Below are 19,238 nucleotides of genomic sequence, written 5' to 3'. Positions count from 1 at the left end.
CCGTGCCCGAGCTGCCCGAGGTCGAGGTCGTCCGCAGGGGACTCGCCGACTGGGTCGCCGGGCGGACCGTCGCCGACGTCGAGGTGCTGCACCCGCGGGCGGTGCGCCGCCAGCCGGCCGGGGCCGCCGACTTCGCCGCCCGGCTCACCGGCACCACCCTCGGCACGGCCCAGCGGCGCGGCAAGTACCTCTGGGTGCCGCTGGCCGGCGGCGGCTTCTCGCTGATCGGCCACCTCGGGATGAGCGGCCAGCTGCTCGTCCAGGACCCCTCGGTGCCCGACGAGACCCACCTGCGGGTCCGGCTGCGCTTCACCGACGGCGGCCGGGAACTGCGCTTCGTCGACCAGCGGACCTTCGGCGGGCTCGCCGTCGAGGAGGCCGAGGACGGCGACCCGGAGGCCACCCCGGTCTCCATCGCGCACATCGCCCGCGACCCGCTCGACCCCCGCTTCGACGACGCCGCCTTCGCGGCCGCCCTGCGGGCCCGGCGCACCACGGTCAAGCGGGCCCTGCTCGACCAGACCCTGATCAGCGGCGTCGGCAACATCTACGCCGACGAGGCGCTCTGGCGCTCCCGGCTGCACTACGACCGGCCGACCGCCACCCTCACCCGCCCGCAGGCCCTCCTGCTGCTGGCCCACGCCCGCGACGTGATGACCGCCGCGCTGGCCGTCGGCGGCACCAGCTTCGACAGCCTCTACGTCAACGTGAACGGCGAGAGCGGCTACTTCTCCCGGGACCTCGACGCCTACGGCCGGGCCGACGAGCCCTGCCGCCGCTGCGGCACGCCGATGCGCCGGGCCGCCTGGATGAACCGCTCCAGCTACTTCTGCCCCCGCTGCCAGCGCGCCCCCCGGGCCCGGTAGCGGGTCCGAGGGGCGCAGGTCCCGGCCCGCGCGGCGCCGGTCGCGGCTCGCGGGCGGGGCGGCTCAGCGGGCGCTGAGCTCCGGCTGCGGGGCGGCGGGCTCCCCGGGAGCGGGCGCGGGGCCGTGGGTGTCCTGCCCGAACCAGGCGACGCCCACCGCGGCCACCACCGCGAGCAGGAAGCCGACCGCCCCGAGCCAGCCCAGCCCGGACTTGGTCGCGTCGCCGAGCCAGAGCACGCCGACCGCGCCGGGGAAGACCGTCTCGCCGACGACCAGCGCCGCGGTCGCCCCGTTCACCGAGCCGATCTGCAGGGCGACGGTGTGCACGTACATGCCGCCGATACCGCCGACCAGCACGGCGTACAGGGCCGGGTCGGAGAGCAGCAGGCCGAGGTCGAAGGGCTCGACGCCGTTCAGGACGCGCACCCCGACGCCCAGGGCGCCGAAGCCGAGGCCGGAGAGCAGACCGGCGACGATCGCCCCGTTGGCGCCCATCCGGCGCACCAGCAGGCCGCCGCCGACCAGCACCACGGTCGTGACGGCCAGCAGCCACCAGTGGAAGGTCATCGCCGCGTGGTGCCCGCCCTCCGGGCCCGCCGCGACGGCCAGAATGACCAGGGCCGAGCAGAGCACCCCGATCGAGACCCACTCCAGCTGCTTCAGCCGGATGCCCAGCAGCTTGATGCTCAGCACCGCGGTGATCACCAGGTTGGCGCTGATGATCGTCTGCGAGAGGAACAGCGGCAGCAGCCGGGCGGCCAGCGCGCCCAGCAGGAAGCCGATCAGGTCGAGCACCGTGCCGAGGATGAACTCCCAGGTCACGGCGGCCTTCGCGGTCGACGACAGGCTCGGGCCGCCGTGCTCGGTCGTCCCGCCGGAGCTGCCCTTGGCGGCCTCCTCCCGGGCGGAGCGGCGGGATCCGACGGCCTGCAGGACCGAGCCGATGCCGTAGCAGGCCGAGGCCGCTACGGCGGTGACGAGGCCGATGATCACCAGGTGCTCCGTTCGAGAGTCTTGGGGGCGAGAGTCGCGGGGTGTCGAGAGTCTTGGGGGTGCCGAGAGTCGTGGGGCGGAGGGGTCGCTCCGGACCGGCCGCGCGGGGGCGGCCGGCACACCACTATGCCTGGTCCCGGCGGTGCGTCCCGCCGGGACGGACGCACGGAACGGGGCAGGGGTTCCCGTTCCGGGGGCCGCTCAGGGGCCAGGGCGGCAAACATCATCCCGGAGGAGGGTCGATACCCCGGCGGACGGTGGGGGCGGCCTCTGCGGGGGTATGCGAGGGGTATACCGTTTCGGCCCGATTCGAGAGGTGGCGTCGGTGTCATGAGGAGCCCTGCACGACGACCTTCCCGGACAGTGGGGCCGCTCGCCCCGGCGGCGGCGCTGCTCGGGTTGCTGATCCTGCTGCTCGCCGCGCTGCTCGCCCCCGCCGCCTCGGCGGCCGGCCCGGTCGACGCCGCCGCGGTGCTGAAACAGGGCCAGGTCTACGTCGACCCGGCGATGGCGGAGCGCTTCCCGCAGAGCCAAGCCGACGCCCTGACCGAGCGGATCCGGGAGACCGGCAAGCCGCTGTTCGTCGCGGTGGTGCCGGCCACCGACGACTACAACGCCGACACGGTCTTCCGGGACCTTCGCACCCGCGTCGGCGTCGAGGGCGTCTACGGCATCTGGCGCGGTGAGGAGTTCCAGGCCCGCGCCGACGCCGCGGTGCTCTCCGCCGCCGCGGTCGGCAACACCGCCGGCGCCGCCGCGCGCGCCCACCCCGGCGACATCGACGGCACCCTGACCGACTTCGTCGACCTCGCCGCACCGCAGGCCGCGGGCGGCGGCGGCGCCGCCGACGGCCCCTCGGTCGCCGGGATCGTCGTCCCGCTCGCCCTGCTGGCCCTGGTCGGCGCGGGCGCCTTCCTGCTGCTGCGGCGCTCCCGGCAGCGCAAGGAGGAGCAGCACCGGGCCGAGCTCGCGCAGCTGCGCCGGGTCGTCGACGAGGACATCACCGCGTACGGCGAGGAACTGGAGCGCCTCGACTTCCACCCCGGTGCGTCGGACGCCGACGAGGTCCAGCGCGCCGACTACACCAGCGCCCTCGACTCGTACGAGCACGCCAAGCGCACCATGGACGCGGCCCGGCGCCCGGCGGACGTCAAGCCGGTCACCGAGGCGCTGGAGGACGGCCGGTTCGCGCTCGCCGTGCTGGCCGCCCGGCGGGACGGCCGCGCGCTGCCGGAACGCCGTCCGCCGTGCTTCTTCGACCCGCGCCACGGCCCCTCCGCCCAGGACGCGGACTGGGCGCCGGACGGCGGTGCGGCCCGGCCGGTGCCGGTCTGCGCGGCCGATGCCGCCCGGCTGGCCTCCGGCGAGGATCCGGACGTCCGGACCGTGCCGACCGCGCGCGGCCCGCAGCCGTACTGGAACGCCGGCCCGGTGTACGGCCCGTGGGCGGGCGGCTATTTCGGCGGGTACGGCGGCGGGCTGCTGCCGGGCCTGCTGGTCGGCACCATGCTCGGCTCGATGATGGCGAGCGGCCCGGCGTACGCGGGCGAGGGCGGCGGCGAGTACGGGGGCGGCGAGTGGTCCGGCGGGGACCACGGCGGCGGGGACTACGGCGGCGGGTTCGGCGGCGGTGGGGACTTCGGCGGGGGCGGGGACTTCGGGGGCGGGTTCTGACGGCGGCGGCGTTCGGCGGCCCGGCTCCGGCCCGGGGCCGGGCCGTGAGCGGCGGCTGCCGGCGGGGCGGGGCCGGGGGCGGGCGGATAGGGTCGGGACATGCATGGTCGCGACGCGCACGGGGACGAACCGGTCCGGGTGACCGCCTGGGTGCGGGGGAAGGTCCAGCAGGTCGGCTTCCGCTGGTGGACCCGGGCGCGGGCGCTGGAGATCGGGCTGACCGGCTATGCGAGCAACCTGGGGGACGGGCGCGTCCAGGTGGTGGCCGAGGGGCTCGCGGCCGACTGCGAGTTCCTGCTCGCGCTGCTGCGCGGACCCGACACGCCCGGCCGGGTCAGCGGTGTCACCGAGATCTGGACGGCCACCGGCGCAGGCTACCCGGGCTTCGAGATCCGCTGAGGCCGTGCGGCGCCGGGCCCGCCTCACCCGTTCGGGTCACCCGGCTGGCGGATCACGGAAAAGAGCAGGCAACTGCCGGTGTCATACGGTTGCCATCGGGGCAGACTCGTGGTTGACTCCGCTTCGAGTGATGATCCACGAGCACGGGGTGGAGCCCCCTCGGGTCCGCATGGTGTGACGACACCGCCATGCAGGTGACAGGGGCGCGGTAGCGTGCGGTGATCGTGTTGACCCGTACCGTCTTTGGTGAGACGCTGGAAGCCCGCGCACACGACCGCGTTCGGCCGGTAGGTGCATTCCCCCGTGGGCCCAGCTCACGGTGGTTGCGCCGTGGTGCCCAGCCAGCACTGCCGGTGGCGCGCCGCGCGTGCGTCCCCCTTCCCCCTAGACCCATACCGTTCCGGTTCGGTCACTCAGCGTGGAGGACCATTCATCATGGCAAAGGCGCTTCTCGGGTACGTCGGCGGCCCCGACCCGCGAATGCTCTCCGAGATGCGACGGCTGCAGCAGCGCGTCCAGGATCTGGAGGCCGAGCTTCTCCGGATGCAGGCCGAGAACGACGCTCTCGCCGCTGTCGCTGACGAGCACTCGCTGCTCAACGGACTCGACCTGGATCAGCGGGAGCCGGCTCTCACCTGAGTCCCGCCCGGTCCCACCGATCGACGCCGTTCTGCTACGAGCCCCCGAAAGGGACGCAGCTTGCAAGGGACGCCCGGAGTGGCGTCCCTTCGTCGTGTCCGGGCACCGCACCGGGCACCTTCGCCGCTCGGGCCGCGGCCGTGTCCGGGCGCCCTGACCGGGGCGGGAGCCGGATACAGTCGCCGCTGGGACCCCGTCGGGCGAAGACGCCGCCGCCGGGACGCCCGGCGAGCGAAGAGGAGTACCGGCGCGTGCACCTGAAGAGTCTGACCCTGCGCGGGTTCAAGTCCTTCGCCTCCGCCACCACCCTGCGCTTCGAACCGGGCATCACCTGCGTGGTCGGCCCCAACGGCTCCGGCAAGTCCAACGTCGTCGACGCCCTCTCCTGGGTCATGGGCGAACAGGGCGCCAAATCGCTGCGCGGCGGCAAGATGGAGGACGTCATCTTCGCCGGGACCAGCGGGCGCGCCCCGCTCGGTCGGGCCGAGGTCAGCCTCACCATCGACAACACCGACGGCGCCCTGCCCATCGACTACGCCGAAGTCACCCTCACCCGGACGATGTTCCGCAACGGCGGCAGCGAGTACGCGCTCAACGGGGACACCTGCCGGCTGCTGGACATCCAGGAACTCCTCTCCGACTCCGGCATCGGCCGCGAGATGCACGTCATCGTCGGGCAGGGGCAGCTCGACTCCGTCCTGCACGCCGACCCGATGGGCCGCCGCGCCTTCATCGAGGAGGCCGCCGGCGTCCTCAAGCACCGCAAGCGCAAGGAGAAGGCGCTGCGGAAGCTGGACGCGATGCAGGTCAACCTCAACCGCGTCCAGGACCTGGTGGCCGAACTGCGCCGCCAGCTCGGCCCGCTCGGCCGCCAGGCCAGGATCGCCCGCCGCGCCGCCGGCATCCAGGCCGAACTGCGCGACGCCCGGCTGCGCCTGCTCGCCGACGACCTGCTGACCCTGCGCAGGGCCGTCGAGGCGGAGATCGCCGACGAGCTCGCGCTCGGCCTGCGCCGCAGCACCGTCGAACAGCAGCTCGCCCGCGCCCTGCAGCGGGAGGCCGTCCTGGAGGCGCAGGTCCAGCAGCTCGGGCCCGGCCTCGAAGCGGCCCGGCAGAACTGGTACCGGCTCTCCGCCCTCGCCGAACGCACCCGCGGCACCCTCGGACTCGCCGAGGCCGCCGCCCGGCACGCCGCGGCCGGCCGCCAGGCCGAGGAACGGCGCGGACGCGACCCCGAGGAGCTCGAACGGGAGGCCGAGCGGATCCGCGCGGAGGAGGCCGCCCTCGCCGAGGCCCTGGAGGAGGCCCGGTACGCGCTGGCCGAAGCCGTCGAGACCAGGAGCGACCTGGAACGCGCCCTCGCCGAGGAGGAGCGCCGGCTCAAGGCCGCCGCCCGCGCGATCGCCGACCGCCGCGAGGGCCTGGCCCGGCTCCAGGGGCAGACCGCCGCCGCCCGCTCCCGGGCCGCGTCCGCCGAGGCCGAGATCGGCCGGCTCGCCGAGGCCCGCGACGAGGCGCTGCTGCGGGCCGAGGCGGCCCGGGCCGAGCACCAGGAGCTGCAGGACCTGGTGGACGGGGAGGCCGCCGACGACGCGGACGCCGACACCGCCCACCAGGACGCCCGCACGGCGCTGGCCGCCGTCGAACGGGACCTCGCCGCCGCCCGGGACACCGCCGGTGCCGCCGACCGCGAACGCGCCGCGCTCGCCGCCCGGCGCGACGCCCTCGCCCTCGGCCTGCGCCGCAAGGACGGCAGCGGCGCCCTGCTCGCCGCCGGGGACCGGCTCACCGGACTCCTCGGCCCGGCCGCCGACCTGCTGCGGATCGCCCCCGGCCACGAGAGTGCGGTCGCCGCGGCGCTCGGCAGCGCGGCCGACGCCGTCGCGGTCGACTCGCCCGGCGCCGCCGCCGAGGCCCTGCGCCTGCTCCGCACCGACGACGCCGGACGGGCCGCCCTGCTGATCGCGGACGCCCCCGGACCGGCCGCCGCCGCGGTCGCCGCCGAACCCGGGCTCCCGGCCGGCGCCCGCTGGGCCGCCGACCTGGTCGAGGGCCCGGCTGCGCTGCTGCCCGCCGTCCGCACCCTGCTGGCCGGCACCGCCGTCGTCGACACCCTCGACACGGCCCTCACCCTGATCGCCGCCCACCCCCGGCTCACCGCCGTCACCGCCGACGGCGACCGGCTCGGCACCGGCTCCGCGCACGGAGGCTCCGGCGCCGCCCCCAGCCTGCTGGAGACCGCCGCCGCGGTGGACGAGGCCACCCGCGCCATCGCCGACCTCGACCTCCGCTGCGCCGCCGCGGCCGAGCGGCTCGCCGACCTCACCGCCCGGCGCCGGGAGACCGCCGCCGAGCTGGACCGGCTCGCCGAACGGCGGCGGCAGGCCGAACGGGAACGAGCCCGGACCGCCGGCACCCTGGGCCGGCTCGGCGGGCAGGCCCGCGCCGCGGCCGGCGAGGCCGAGCGGCTCTCGGCCGCCGCCGCCCGCGCCGAGGAGGGCCTCGCCCAGGCCCTGGCCGCCGCCGAGGAACTCGCCGGACGCCTCGCCGCCGCCGAGGAGTCGGCCGGCGCCGCGGACGACGAACCCGACCAGGCCGAACAGCAGCGGCTCGCCGAGGACTCCGCGCGGGCCCGCCAGGGCGAGCTGGAGGCCAGGCTCGCGGTCCGCACCCACGAGGAGCGGGTGCGCGCCCTCACCGGCCGGGCCGACCAGCTGGACCGCGCCGCCCGGGCCGAACGCGAGGCCCGCGCCCGGGCCGCCGAACGCCGCCGGCGCGCCGAACACGACGCCGCGGTGGCGACCGCCGTGGCCTCCGGAGCCCGGCAGCTGCTCGCCTGCCTGGAGGTGTCGCTGGCCCGTGCGGACGCCGACCGCGCCGCCGTCGAGGAGGCCCGCACCACCCGCGAGGCCGAACTGCGCGAGCACCGCGAGCACGGGCGCGAACTCAAGGGCGAACTGGACAAGCTGGTCGACGCCGGCCACCGGGACGAGGTGCTGCGGGCTGAGAAGCGGCTGCGCATCGAGCAGCTGGAGGCCCGCGCGCTGGAGGAGTTCGGCATCGCCGGCGGCGACCTGCTCGCCTCGTACGGGCCGGACCTCCCGGTGCCGCCCGCGCCGCCCGAGGACGGCAAGGAGCCGGGCGAGCCGTACCCGTACGTCCGGGCCGAGCAGGAGAAGCGGCTGCGCACGGCGGAGAAGGCGTACCAGCAGCTCGGCCGGGTCAACCCGCTGGCGCTGGAGGAGTTCACCGCGCTGGAGGAGCGCCACCGCTTCCTGGGCGAGCAGCTCGACGACCTCCGGCGCAGCCGGCGCGACCTGCTGGACATCGTCAAGGACGTCGACGCCCGGGTCGAGCAGCTGTTCACCGCCGCGTACCACGACACCGCCGCCCAGTTCGAGGGCGTCTTCGCACGGCTCTTCCCCGGCGGCGAGGGCCGGCTGCTGCTCACCGACCCGGACGACATGCTGACCACCGGGGTCGAGGTGGAGGCCCGCCCGCCCGGCAAGAAGGTGAAGCGGCTCTCGCTGCTCTCCGGCGGGGAGCGCTCGCTGACCGCGGTGGCCCTGCTGGTGTCGATCTTCAAGGCGCGCCCCAGCCCGTTCTACGTGATGGACGAGGTGGAGGCGGCGCTCGACGAGACCAACCTGCGCCGGCTGGTCGGGATCATGGAGGAGCTGCGGGAGAGCTCCCAGCTGATCGTGATCACCCACCAGAAGCTGACCATGGAGTCCGCCGACGCCCTGTACGGGGTGACCATGAAGGGCGACGGCATCTCCCAGGTGATCAGCCAGCGGCTGCGCGAGGACGGGCCCGGCCGCGCCCCGCGGGGGCGCCGCGCCTGAACCCGGTGACTCCTGCGGTCCGTCCGGGCACCCGTCGCGGATACTGGACGGGTTATGGAATACGTGATTCTTGCCGTAGTCATCGCCGTGATCGCCATCGGCGCGATCGCGGGCCTCGTCGTTTCCGGCAGACGACGCCAGCAACTGCCCCCGAAGTCGCAGGCGCCGGTCATCACGGCGCCCAAGACCCCGAGCGAGCCCCAGGTCGGCGAGGAGTCCGCGCCGCCGACCGAGGCCCCCAGACGCACCGTCGAGGAGGTGCAGCTCCCCGAGGCTCCCGCCGCGCCGGCCGGGACGGTCGAACCGGCCGAGGCCGTCGAACCGGTCGAGACCGCCGAGGCCGCGGAGGAGGTCCCGGCCCTCGAAGTCCCCGAGCCCACCGCCGGCCGGCTGGTCCGGCTGCGCTCCCGGCTCTCCCGCTCGCAGAACTCCCTCGGCAAGGGCCTGCTCTCGCTGCTCTCGCGCGAGCACCTCGACGAGGACACCTGGGAGGAGATCGAGGAGACCCTGCTCATCGCCGACGTCGGCGTGGTCCCGACCCAGGAGCTGGTCGAGCGCCTGCGCACCCGGGTCAAGGTGCTCGGCACCCGCACCCCGGACGAGCTGCGCGGCCTGCTGCGCGAGGAGCTCGTCGACCTGATCGGCAAGGACAGCGACCGCACCGTCCGCTCCACCAAGCACGAGGAGGGCCCGGCGGTGGTCCTGGTCGTCGGCGTCAACGGCGTCGGCAAGACCACCACGACCGGCAAGCTGGCACGGGTCCTGGTCGCCGACGGCCGCCGGGTGGTGCTCGGCGCGGCCGACACCTTCCGCGCCGCCGCCGCCGACCAACTGCAGACCTGGGGCGAGCGGGTCGGTGCGCACACCGTCCGCGGCCCCGAGGGCGGCGACCCCGCGTCGATCGCCTTCGACGCCGTCAAGGAGGGCATCGCCGAGGGCGTGGACACCGTCCTGGTGGACACCGCCGGCCGCCTGCACACCAAGACCGGCCTGATGGACGAGCTGGGCAAGGTCAAGCGGGTCGTCGAGAAGCACGGCCCGGTCGACGAGGTGCTGCTGGTGCTGGACGCCACCACCGGCCAGAACGGCCTGGTGCAGGCCCGGGTGTTCGCCGAGGTCGTCGACATCACCGGCATCGTGCTGACCAAGCTGGACGGCACCGCCAAGGGCGGCATCGTGATCGCGGTCCAGCGCGAGCTGGGCGTGCCGGTCAAGCTGATCGGGCTGGGCGAGGGCGCCGACGACCTGGCGCCGTTCGAGCCCGGGGCGTTCGTGGACGCGCTGATCGGCGACTGACCGCCGCCGTCCGGGCCGCTGCCGCGGCCGGGTCCCGTCGGACGAAGGGTCCGCTCCGCAGGGGGCGGGCCCTTCGGCGTACCCGGGGCGGGTGGGTGCGGGGGCTCCGGGTGGTGCTCCCGGTGGCGCCTGGTGCGCGGTGCGTGGGGGAGGGGGAGCCCTAGGAGGCGACCCAGGCGGGTTCGGCGGCCCGCTCTCGGCTGCGGTGGCAGGCGTACGCCAGGGTGCCGAGCAGCAGCCGGGCCTCCGGCGGGCAGCCGGCGTTGTCCCGGGTGGGGCGGCGCAGCCAGCGCACCGGGCCGAGGCCGTCGAGCACGGTCGGGGGAGCGGCCACCCAGCTGCCCTCGCCGTGGCAGGCGAGGTCGAGTGCGGCGTCGTCCCAGCCCATCCGGTACAGCAGGTCGGGCAGCATCCGGGCGGTGCCGGCGGCGACCAGGAACTGCAGCCGGCCGGTGGGGGAGGCCAGCACCGGTCCGACCTGGGTGCCCATCCGCTCCAGCCGGACCAGAGCCTGGAGGCCGGCCTGCTCGGGCACGTCGAGCACGTCGAAGGCGCGGCCGGTCGGGAAGAGCACCGGTGCCTCCTCCCCGCGCAGGCCGTCCGCGGCCGGGCGGATCCCGTCGCCGGCCGGCAGCTCGCCGCCGGCCGGGTGGAGGCCGGGGGCGGCGCAGCGGGGGGCGCCGCAGTGGCAGCCGCCGTGGGGGGTGGCGGGCCCGGCCGGGCTGCCGACGGCGACGGCCCAGCCCCAGCGGCCGGTGTACTCCGCGGCGGCCTGGGACGCGGTGGTGCGGGTGCGGCGGCGCGCGCCCCTCGGTGCCAGCCGCAGGTGCCCCAGCCGAAGTTCGCCGAACAGGTTGTCCATGCCTCCCCCAACAGGTTCTCGTTGCCGGTGGTTACGGGATGGTGACTTTGTGTTGATTGTCCGTTGCGTCGTGCGTTGTGCGGTGGCGGCGCGCGGCGCAGGGCGTGCGCCTGATGGTGCGGTGCGCTCCGGGCGCCGCCTTGCGGCGGGCGGTGCGGGTGCAGGATCGTCGGGTGCGCGAGGCTGCCGCCGCTTCAGGCGGGAGAACAACTCGCCTGGGACTGCTGTGGATTGCCGAGACGGCCGGGACGGCCGGGGTGGACTTGGCGGGTGGCATGTGCCGCTCCGCCGGGACTACCAGTGAAGCGCGCGCGGACCGGCTTCGGTTCACTCCTGGGGGTGGCGAAGGGTGGCGTTTCGCCAGGCCCGCTCCCCCGGACGGCGCAGAGGGCGTTACGTTCGGTTCACCAAGCATGACAGCACCTCAGGTACGGCACGTCTGGCACAGCGCCCGCAACCGTCGGGCAGTCACGATCGGGGCTCCGGACCGGAGCCGGGCGGGATGGGGACGTTCCCATGGCAGAGAAGCAACCCAATGAGAAGCTGAGCACGTGGTTCGCGCGCAGCGGCTGGTCCAAGGGGGAGTTGGCCCGCCAGGTCAACCGCCGGGCCCGCCAGATCGGCGCCCACCACGTGTCCACCGACACCTCGCGGGTGCGCCGCTGGCTCGACGGGGAGCAGCCGCGCGAGCCGATCCCCAAGATCATGTCGGAGCTGTTCTCGGAGCGCTTCGGCTCGGTCGTCTCGATCGAGGACCTCGGGCTGCGCGCCGCCGTCCCCGTCTCCACCGTCGGCGGCGGCGTCGACCTGCCGTGGAGCGCCCCCCAGACCGTCCAGCTGATCAGCGACTACTCCCGCAGCGACCTGATGCTCAACCGCCGGGGCTTCCTCGGCACCTCGCTCGCCCTGACGGCCGGCGCCGCGCTGATCGAGCCCATGCAGCGCTGGCTCGCCCCCGGCCCGGGCGGCGCGCCGACCCCGATCCTGGCCGCCGCCAACGGCGGGGAGCCGCACAGCGGCCGGCTCTCCGAACCCGAGCTGGAACTGCTCGAACAGACCACCGTGATGTTCCGCCAGTGGGACGCCCAGAACGGCGGCGGGCTGCGCCGCAAGGCCGTGGTCGGCCAGCTGCACGAGGTCACCGACCTGCTCCAGGAGACCTACCCCGAGCAGACCACCAGGCGGCTCTTCCGGCTCACCTCCGAGCTGGCCCACCTGGCCGGCTGGATGTCGTACGACGTCGGCATGCACCCCAGCGCGCAGAAGTACTACGTGCTCGCGCTGCACGCCGCCAAGGAGGCCGGAGACCGCCCGTTCGGCGCGCAGATCCTCACCGACATGAGCCGCCAGATGATCCACCTCAACCGCGGCGAGGACGCCCTGGAGCTGATCCACCTCGCCCAGTACGGCAGCCGGGACACCGCCACCCCGCGCCAGCAGTCGCTGCTCTACGCGATGGAGGCCCGCGCCTACGCCACCATCGGCGAGGTCAACCGCTGCGCCCGCGCCGTCCGGCTGGCCGAGGACACCTTCACCGACATCCGCGAGGGCGACGACCAGCCGAACTGGCTGCGGTTCTTCTCGCCCGCCGAGCTCAACGCCGAGAACGCCCACTCCTACCGGGACCTCGCCTACCACTCCGGCCAGGCGGAGCTGTACGCCTCGATGTCCGCACCGGTCATGGAGACCGCGGTCGACCTCTTCCGCAAGGACCCGGACCACATCCGCTCGTACGCCTTCAACCTGATCGGGATGGCCAGCGTGCACGTCCTGCAGAACGAGGCGGAGCAGGCGGCCGTGATGGCCGAGCAGGCGGTCGACATCGCGACCAAGGTCCGCTCGGAGCGGCTGAACTCCCGGGTGCGCAAGACCACCGAGGCCGCCGCCGCGCGGTTCCGGGGCGTGGACGCGGTCAACCGGCTCACGGAGCGGATCACCGAGGACATCCCGGAGTACGTCTCGGTGGTGTGAGCCCACCCGCGCCCCTGCCCGGGTCCTGTGGGACCGCCCCGTCCGCCCGTGGGCCGGTTCCGGCCAGTGGATCACGCCGGAGCCCCCCGGACCCGCCGACCGTGACAGCCGCCGCTGCCACGGTCGGTGGCACGTCCGGCACTCCGCGTGGTGCGGGGCGGTACGGTAACCCACCGGCCGCCCCGGCAGGGCCGCAGTTCACGTACGCGTAACCCCGGCGTCGGCCTCGTCACGGCCGCGAAACAACGGGCCGCATCGGCCGAAACCCGCCTTCGGCACGCTCCTCTTCATCGCCGACACCCCGGGTGGCACGGGACAGGTATCCCGGGTGTGGAGCGGCTTCCATTCATGAGGAGACGCCGATGCCGGACGGCTTCAGCGCGGGCGATACCGCCTTCGTGCTCATCAGTGCGGCCCTGGTCATGGTGATGACCCCCGGGCTGGCCTTCTTCTACGGCGGCATGGTCAGGGCCAAGAGCACACTGAACATGCTGGCGATGAGCTTCATTTCGCTCGGCATCGTCAGCGTGCTCTGGGTGCTGTACGGCTACTCGCTCAGCTTCGCCCCCGACGCGGGCGCCGGCCTGATCGGCAACCTCGACCACCTCGGGATGCGCGGCATCGGGCTCAACGACCTGACCGGCGCGATCCCGGTCACCGCGTTCTCCGCCTTCCAGCTGATGTTCGCCATCATCACCCCCGCCCTGATCAGCGGCGCCATCGCGGACCGCGCCAAGTTCGCCGCCTGGGGCCTGTTCGTCGCGCTCTGGACCACGGTCGTCTACTTCCCGGTCGCGCACTGGGTGTTCTTCTTCGACGGCGGCAACGGCGGCTGGCTCGGTGACCGCAACGGCGTGATCGACTTCGCCGGCGGCACCGCCGTGCACATCAACGCCGGTGTCGCGGGCCTGGCCCTCTGCCTGGTGCTCGGCAAGCGGGTCGGCTTCCGCAAGGACCCGATGCGCCCGCACAGCCTGCCGCTGGTGATGCTCGGCTCCGGCCTGCTCTGGTTCGGCTGGTTCGGCTTCAACGCCGGCTCCGCGCTGGCCGCCAACGGCGTCGCCGCGATGGCGCTGGTCAACACCCAGGTCGCCACCGCCGCCGCGGTCCTCGGCTGGCTCGCCTACGAGAAGATCAAGCACGGCGCGTTCACCACCCTGGGCGCCGCCTCCGGCGCGGTCGCCGGCCTGGTCGCCATCACCCCGGCCTGCGGCTCGGTCTCCCCGCTCGGCGCCGTCGCGATCGGCATCGTCTCCGGCATCGCCTGCGCCGCCGCCGTCGGCCTCAAGTACCGCTGGGGCTACGACGACTCGCTCGACGTGGTCGGCGTCCACCTGGTCGGCGGCGTGATCGGCTCGCTGCTGGTCGGCCTGTTCGCCACCGGCGCCGTCGGCCAGACCGCCAAGGGCCTGTTCTACGGCGGCGGCCTCGAACAGCTCGGCAAGCAGGCGATGGGCGTCGTCGCCGTCGGCGCGTACTCCTTCGTCCTCTCCTGGCTGCTCGGCCAGGCGATCCACCGCACCATCGGCTTCCGGGTCAGCGAGGAGGAGGAGGTCGCCGGCATCGACCAGAGCGAGCACGCCGAGTCCGCGTACGACTTCAGCGCCCTCGGCACCGGTATCGCCCGTCCCGCCCCGGTGGCGGCCTCCGCCGCCCCCGCCGCCCCCGCTCCCGCCGCCACCGCCGGCCGGACCACCGAGAAGACCGAGGTCGACGCCCGATGAAGCTGATCACCGCGGTCATCAAGCCGCACCGCCTGGACGACGTGAAGGCCGCCCTGCAGGCCTTCGGAGTGCACGGCCTGACCGTCACCGAGGCCAGCGGCTACGGCCGCCAGCGCGGCCACACCGAGGTCTACCGCGGCGCCGAGTACACCGTCGACCTGGTGCCCAAGGTCCGGATCGAGGTCCTGGTCGAGGACGATGACGCCGAGCAGCTGATCGACGTCCTGGTGAAGGCCGCCCGGACCGGCAAGATCGGCGACGGCAAGGTCTGGAGCATCCCCGTCGACACCGCCGTCCGGGTCAGGACCGGCGAGCGCGGACCCGACGCCCTCTGAGCGAGGTCCTACCATCAGCTCGACACCGCAGGCGGACCTGCGACCGGCCCCGGTCGCAGGTCCGCTGACGGCGTATCAGCCCAGCACGATGGACGGGGAGAACGAATGACCGCCGCTGCCGACTCCGACTCCGACCCTCGCCCCGACTCCGCCGCTGCCGCCTCCTCCGGTACCGCTGGTGCTTCAGGTGTCGCCGGTGCTCCCGGTACCGCCAGTACCGCCGGTGCTCCCGATGCCTCCGCGACGGTGGCGTACGGGGCGGCCCGGGCCCGCCTGCTGGACGGGACCGGCCCGACCGGCCCCGCCCTGCGCACCGCCCTCGCCCGCCTCGCCGACGACTGGCTGAGCGGCCTGCTCGCCGCCGCCGGAGCGCCCGCCGGGGTCGCCCTGGTCGCCGTCGGCGGCTACGGACGCGGTGAACTCTCCCCGCGCAGCGACCTCGACGTCCTGCTGCTGCACGAGGGCCCGCTCGACCCCGCCCTGCCCGAGCGCATCTGGTACCCCGTCTGGGACTCCGGCGCCGCCCTCGACCACTCGGTGCGCACCACCGCCGAGGCCCGCACCGTCGCCGCCGCCGACCTCAAGGCCCAGCTCGGCCTGCTGGACGCCCGGCACATCGCGGGCGACCCCGCGCTCACCGCCGGCCTGCGCTCCGCCGTCCTCGCGGACTGGCGCGCCGCCGCCCCCACCCGGCTGCCCGAACTGCGCGAACTCGGCCGGGAGCGGGCCGAACGCCACGGCGAGCTCTCCTTCCTGCTGGAACCCGACCTCAAGGAGGCCCGCGGCGGCCTGCGCGACGTCGTCGCCCTCAACGCGATCGCCGCCACCTGGCTCGCCGACGCCCCCCGCGACGGCCTCGACGCCGCCGCGCTGCGCCTCGCCGACGTCCGCGACGCCCTGCACCTGGCCACCGGCCGGGCCACCGAACGGCTCAGCCTGCAGGACCAGGACCAGGTCGCCCGGCAGCTCGGCGTGCTGGACGCCGACACCCTGCTGCGCCAGGTCTACGAGGCCGCCCGGACCGTCGCCTACGCGAGCGACGTCACCTGGCGGGCGGTCGACCGGGTGCTCGCGGCCCGCACGCGGCGCGGTCGGCGGGGGCCGCGGCTCGCCTTCCCGTTCTCCGGCGCCGGGCGCGGCTCGGGCGCGGTGGCCCGGGGCGGCGTGGAGCGGCGCCCGCTCGCCGAGGGCGTGGTCGAGCAGGACGGCGAGGCCGTCCTCGCCCAGGGCGCCCGCCCCGCCGCCGACCCGGTGCTGCCGCTGCGGGCCGCCGCGGCCGCCGCGCAGAACGGGCTGACCGTCTCGCACGCCACCGTCCGGCGACTGGCCGCCGAGTGCCGTCCGCTGCCGGTGCCGTGGCCGGACGAGGCCCGTGAGCAGCTGGTCACCCTGCTCGGCGCGGGGGAGGCCTGCATCCCGGTCTGGGAGGCGCTGGAGGCCGAGGGCCTGATCACGCGGCTGCTGCCCGACTGGGAGCGGGTGCGCTGCCGCCCGCAGCGCAACGCCGTGCACCGCTGGACCGTCGACCGGCACCTGGTGGAGACCGCCGTCCGGGCCGCCGCGATGACCCGCCGGGTGGCCCGGCCCGACCTGCTGCTGGTGGCCGCGCTGCTGCACGACATCGGCAAGGGCTGGCCCGGCGACCACTCCGAGGCGGGCGAGGTGATCGTCCGCGACGTGGCCGCCCGGATGGGCTTCGACCGGGAGGACACCGAGACCCTGGCGGTGTTGGTCCGCCACCACCTGACCCTGGTCGACACCGCGACCCGCCGCGACCCGGACGACCCGGCCACCGTCGAGGCGATCACCAAGGTGGTCGCCACCCTGCCGCAGCTGGAACTGCTGCACGCGCTCACCGAGGCCGACGCCACCGCCACCGGCCCGGCCGCCTGGAGCAGCTGGCGGGCCTCGCTGGTGGACGGCCTGGTCCAGCGGGCCGCCGCCCAGCTGGCCGGGGCGTACCCCTTCCCGGTGGACGCCGACCCGACCGCCGAGCAGGAGCGGCTCGCGGTGGAGGCGGCCCGCACCGGGGGCCCGGCCCTGTCGCTGCGGGCGCAGGCCGAGGGCGGTCCCGGCGCGGACGGGGACGGGGCCGCACCGGGTACTCCCGGCGGGCCGGGCGGCTCGGTCGGGACGGGGCGCACGGGCGGGCCGGTCGGTGTGGAGCCGATGGGGGTCGAGCTGACGCTGGCCGTCCCGGACCGCCCCGGGCTGCTCGGCACCGTCGCCGGGGTGCTGGCGCTGCACCGGCTCACCGTCCGCAAGGCGGGCCTGCGGGAACTCGACCCGATCGGCGCGGGCGCCGTCCTGCTGCTGACCTGGACGGTGGCCGCCGAGTTCGGCGAGCTGCCGGAGGCCGCCCGGCTCCGGGCCGACCTGCGGCGGGCCCTGGACGGTTCGCTGGACGTCGCCCGGCGGCTCGCCGAGCGCGACGCGGCGGCCCCGCGCCGGACCGGCATCCCCACGCCGCCACCGGTGGTCGCCGTCGCCCCCGCGGTGGCCTCGGCCAGCGCCACCGTGCTGGAGGTCCGCGCCCACGACGCCCCCGGCCTGCTGCACCGGATCGGCCGGGCACTGGACACGGCCGGGGTGCGGGTGCGGACGGCGCACGTCTCCACCCTCGGTGCCGACGCCGTGGACGCCTTCTACCTGACCGACGAGGCCGGCCGCCCGCTCGCCGCGCAGCGTGCCGGCGAGGTCGCGGCGGCCGTCCGGGCGGCGCTGGGCTGAGCCGGTCCGCCGGTCCGCCGCTGCCCCGGGGGCCTCGCCGGGCCGGGCCGTCCCCGGACGGGGCCCGGACCGGGCCGTCCCCGGAATGAGTCGGGGCAGGTCGGTGCAGGTCGGGGGCGGTCCGCGGGGCAGCGCGGGGCCGGGCCGTCCCGGGGGTGGAGACCGGACCCGGGGCGGCCGGATACCCTGGGGGGCGACGACCGTACAAATACCGATGCCGCAAGGGACCCGCGCCGACGTGTTCGACACTCTTTCCGATCGCCTCGCAGCGACGTTCAAGAACCTCCGGGGCAAGGGCCGCCTCAGCGAGGCGGACATCGACGCCACCACGCGCGAGATCCGCATCGCGCTGCTGGAGGCGGACGTCGCGCTGCCGGTCGTCCGGGCCTTCATCAAGCAGATCAAGGAGCGGGCGCTCGGCGCCGAGGTCTCCGGCGCGCTGAACCCGGCGCAGCAGATCATCAAGATCGTCAACGAGGAGCTCATCGCCATCCTCGGCGGCGAGACCCGCCGGGTGAAGTTCGCCAAGAACGGCCCGACGGTGATCATGCTCGCCGGTCTCCAGGGTGCCGGTAAGACCACCCTCGCGGGCAAGCTCGGCCACTGGCTGAAGCAGCAGAAGCACACCCCGCTGCTGGTCGCCTGCGACCTCCAGCGCCCCAACGCCGTCAACCAGCTGCAGGTCGTCGCCGAGCGCGCCGGGGTGGCCTTCTACGGCCCCCAGCCGGGCAACGGCGTCGGCGACCCGGTCCAGGTGGCGCGCGACTCGATCGAGTACGCGAAGCAGAAGCAGTACGACGTCGTCGTCGTCGACACCGCCGGCCGCCTCGGCATCGACGCCGAGCTGATGCAGCAGGCCGCCGACATCCGTGCCGCGGTCCAGCCGGACGAGGTCCTCTTCGTCGTCGACGCCATGATCGGCCAGGACGCGGTCACCACCGCCCAGGCGTTCCTCGACGGCGTCGACTTCACCGGTGTCGTGCTCTCCAAGCTCGACGGCGACGCCCGCGGCGGTGCCGCCCTGTCGGTCGCGCACGTCACCGGCCGCCAGATCATGTTCGCCTCCAACGGCGAGAAGGTCGACGACTTCGACGCCTTCCACCCCGACCGGATGGCCTCGCGCATCCTCGGCATGGGCGACGTGCTCTCCCTGATCGAGAAGGCCGAGCAGACCTTCTCCCAGGCCGAGGCCGAGAAGATCGCCTCCAAGCTGCAGGGCGGCGGCAAGGACTTCACGCTCGACGACTTCCTGGCGCAGCTGGAGCAGGTCCGCAAGATGGGCTCGATCTCCAAGCTGCTCGGCATGCTGCCGGGCATGGGCCAGATCCGCGAGCAGATCAACAACATCGACGACAAGGACGTCGACCGCGTCGGCGCCATCATCAAGTCGATGACCCCGGCCGAGCGGACCGACCCGAAGATCATCAACGGCTCGCGCCGGCTGCGCATCGCCAAGGGCTCCGGCGTCCAGGTCGGCGAGGTCAACAACCTGGTCGAGCGGTTCTTCGAGGCCCGCAAGATGATGTCCGCGATGGCCTCCGGCAAGGGCATGCCCGGCATGCCGGGGATCCCCGGCATGGGCGGCGGCTCCAAGAAGTCCGGCAAGAAGGCCCCGGTCGCCAAGGGCAAGCGCAAGTCCGGCAACCCGCTGAAGCGCGCGCAGGAGGAGGCCGCCGCCGCCGAGCGCCGCGCGCTCGGCCCCGGCGCCGGTGCGGGCCAGGCCCCGGGCGGTGCGTTCGGGCTCGGCGCGGGCAAGGGCCCGGCCGACTTCGAACTGCCCAAGGAGTTCAAGGACCTGCTGTAGGACCGGGGACCCACCCCCGCGCCACCGTGCACGGCCCGCCGCCCCCAACACCGGGCGCCGGGCCGTAGGAATGTGGATTTTGTGGGGGTGAGCGGGGATA

The 19,238-nt window shown here is 75.0% G+C and carries 13 protein-coding genes; 11 read left to right on the top strand and 2 right to left on the bottom strand.

The annotated features are described in order from the left end of the window. The first annotated feature begins 2 nt into the window (after positions 1–2). A complete protein-coding gene (gene mutM, locus ACWGB8_RS04185) occupies positions 3–866 on the top strand; it encodes a bifunctional DNA-formamidopyrimidine glycosylase/DNA-(apurinic or apyrimidinic site) lyase (protein WP_452210071.1) in 864 nt (287 codons plus the stop codon). 63 nt (positions 867–929) lie between these two features. Here mutM and ACWGB8_RS04180 read toward each other — a convergent pair whose 3' ends face one another. Continuing rightward, positions 930–1,859, bottom strand: a complete 930-nt coding sequence (locus ACWGB8_RS04180; RefSeq protein ID WP_452210069.1) for a hypothetical protein — start codon at positions 1,857–1,859, stop codon at positions 930–932. 330 nt (positions 1,860–2,189) lie between these two features. Here ACWGB8_RS04180 and ACWGB8_RS04175 point away from each other — a divergent pair, with 330 nt between their 5' ends. From ACWGB8_RS04175 to ftsY, 5 genes are all read left to right on the top strand, one after another. Next, positions 2,190–3,533: an EGFR-like transmembrane domain-containing protein gene (locus tag ACWGB8_RS04175; protein WP_452210068.1), complete on the top strand. Its 1,344-nt coding sequence runs from the start codon at positions 2,190–2,192 to the stop codon at positions 3,531–3,533. Positions 3,534–3,632: 99 nt separating this feature from the next. Then, the gene (locus ACWGB8_RS04170; RefSeq protein WP_452210066.1) at positions 3,633–3,932 is read left to right on the top strand and encodes an acylphosphatase; all 300 of its coding nucleotides are present in this window, start codon (positions 3,633–3,635) and stop codon (positions 3,930–3,932) included. A gap of 435 nt (positions 3,933–4,367) precedes the next feature. Then, entirely contained in the window at positions 4,368–4,571 is a 204-nt protein-coding gene (locus tag ACWGB8_RS04165) for a hypothetical protein (protein ID WP_452210064.1), read from the top strand. 251 nt (positions 4,572–4,822) lie between these two features. After that, the gene (gene smc / locus ACWGB8_RS04160) at positions 4,823–8,416 is read left to right on the top strand and encodes a chromosome segregation protein SMC (RefSeq protein ID WP_452210062.1); all 3,594 of its coding nucleotides are present in this window, start codon (positions 4,823–4,825) and stop codon (positions 8,414–8,416) included. A 54-nt stretch (positions 8,417–8,470) separates the two neighbouring features. Further along, complete coding sequence (gene ftsY / locus ACWGB8_RS04155; protein WP_452210060.1) at positions 8,471–9,712, top strand: signal recognition particle-docking protein FtsY; 1,242 nt, start codon at positions 8,471–8,473, stop codon at positions 9,710–9,712. A gap of 160 nt (positions 9,713–9,872) precedes the next feature. Here ftsY and ACWGB8_RS04150 read toward each other — a convergent pair whose 3' ends face one another. After that, positions 9,873–10,574: a bifunctional DNA primase/polymerase gene (locus ACWGB8_RS04150; protein WP_452210058.1), complete on the bottom strand. Its 702-nt coding sequence runs from the start codon at positions 10,572–10,574 to the stop codon at positions 9,873–9,875. Between the two features lie 516 nt (positions 10,575–11,090). On the opposite strand from ACWGB8_RS04150, the gene nsdA reads away from it, so the two are divergent. From nsdA to ffh, 5 genes are all read left to right on the top strand, one after another. Further along, on the top strand, positions 11,091–12,545 hold the full coding sequence (nsdA, locus tag ACWGB8_RS04145; RefSeq protein ID WP_452210056.1) for a transcriptional repressor NsdA: 1,455 nt from the start codon (positions 11,091–11,093) through the stop codon (positions 12,543–12,545). 362 nt (positions 12,546–12,907) lie between these two features. Beyond that, positions 12,908–14,269, top strand: coding sequence for an ammonium transporter (locus ACWGB8_RS04140; protein WP_452210054.1), 1,362 nt, complete (start codon positions 12,908–12,910; stop codon positions 14,267–14,269). After that, positions 14,266–14,604 (top strand): P-II family nitrogen regulator, encoded by a 339-nt coding sequence (locus ACWGB8_RS04135; RefSeq protein ID WP_380267600.1) that lies wholly within the window; start codon positions 14,266–14,268, stop codon positions 14,602–14,604. The genes ACWGB8_RS04140 and ACWGB8_RS04135 overlap by 4 nt, the downstream gene beginning before the upstream one ends. Before the next feature lie 105 nt (positions 14,605–14,709). Further along, positions 14,710–17,334: a [protein-PII] uridylyltransferase gene (locus ACWGB8_RS04130; RefSeq protein WP_452210052.1), complete on the top strand. Its 2,625-nt coding sequence runs from the start codon at positions 14,710–14,712 to the stop codon at positions 17,332–17,334. A gap of 238 nt (positions 17,335–17,572) precedes the next feature. Continuing rightward, positions 17,573–19,138 (top strand): signal recognition particle protein, encoded by a 1,566-nt coding sequence (ffh, locus tag ACWGB8_RS04125; RefSeq protein ID WP_452210050.1) that lies wholly within the window; start codon positions 17,573–17,575, stop codon positions 19,136–19,138. Positions 19,139–19,238 lie beyond the last annotated feature (100 nt).

This window comes from Kitasatospora sp. NPDC054939 (assembly GCF_053610105.1).
The sequence above is the reverse complement of the archived record's forward strand: the minus strand, read 5'-3'. Positions and strand labels throughout refer to the sequence as shown.

Coding starts and splice junctions, on each gene's coding strand:
- ACWGB8_RS04175 (WP_452210068.1), top strand. CDS start 2,190: ATGAGGAGCCCTGCACGACGACCTTCCCGGACAGTGGGGCCGCTCGCC.
- ACWGB8_RS04170 (WP_452210066.1), top strand. CDS start 3,633: ATGCATGGTCGCGACGCGCACGGGGACGAACCGGTCCGGGTGACCGCC.
- ACWGB8_RS04165 (WP_452210064.1), top strand. CDS start 4,368: ATGGCAAAGGCGCTTCTCGGGTACGTCGGCGGCCCCGACCCGCGAATG.
- ftsY (WP_452210060.1), top strand. CDS start 8,471: ATGGAATACGTGATTCTTGCCGTAGTCATCGCCGTGATCGCCATCGGC.
- ACWGB8_RS04150 (WP_452210058.1), bottom strand. CDS start 10,574: ATGGACAACCTGTTCGGCGAACTTCGGCTGGGGCACCTGCGGCTGGCA.
- nsdA (WP_452210056.1), top strand. CDS start 11,091: ATGGCAGAGAAGCAACCCAATGAGAAGCTGAGCACGTGGTTCGCGCGC.
- ACWGB8_RS04140 (WP_452210054.1), top strand. CDS start 12,908: ATGCCGGACGGCTTCAGCGCGGGCGATACCGCCTTCGTGCTCATCAGT.
- ACWGB8_RS04135 (WP_380267600.1), top strand. CDS start 14,266: ATGAAGCTGATCACCGCGGTCATCAAGCCGCACCGCCTGGACGACGTG.
- ACWGB8_RS04130 (WP_452210052.1), top strand. CDS start 14,710: ATGACCGCCGCTGCCGACTCCGACTCCGACCCTCGCCCCGACTCCGCC.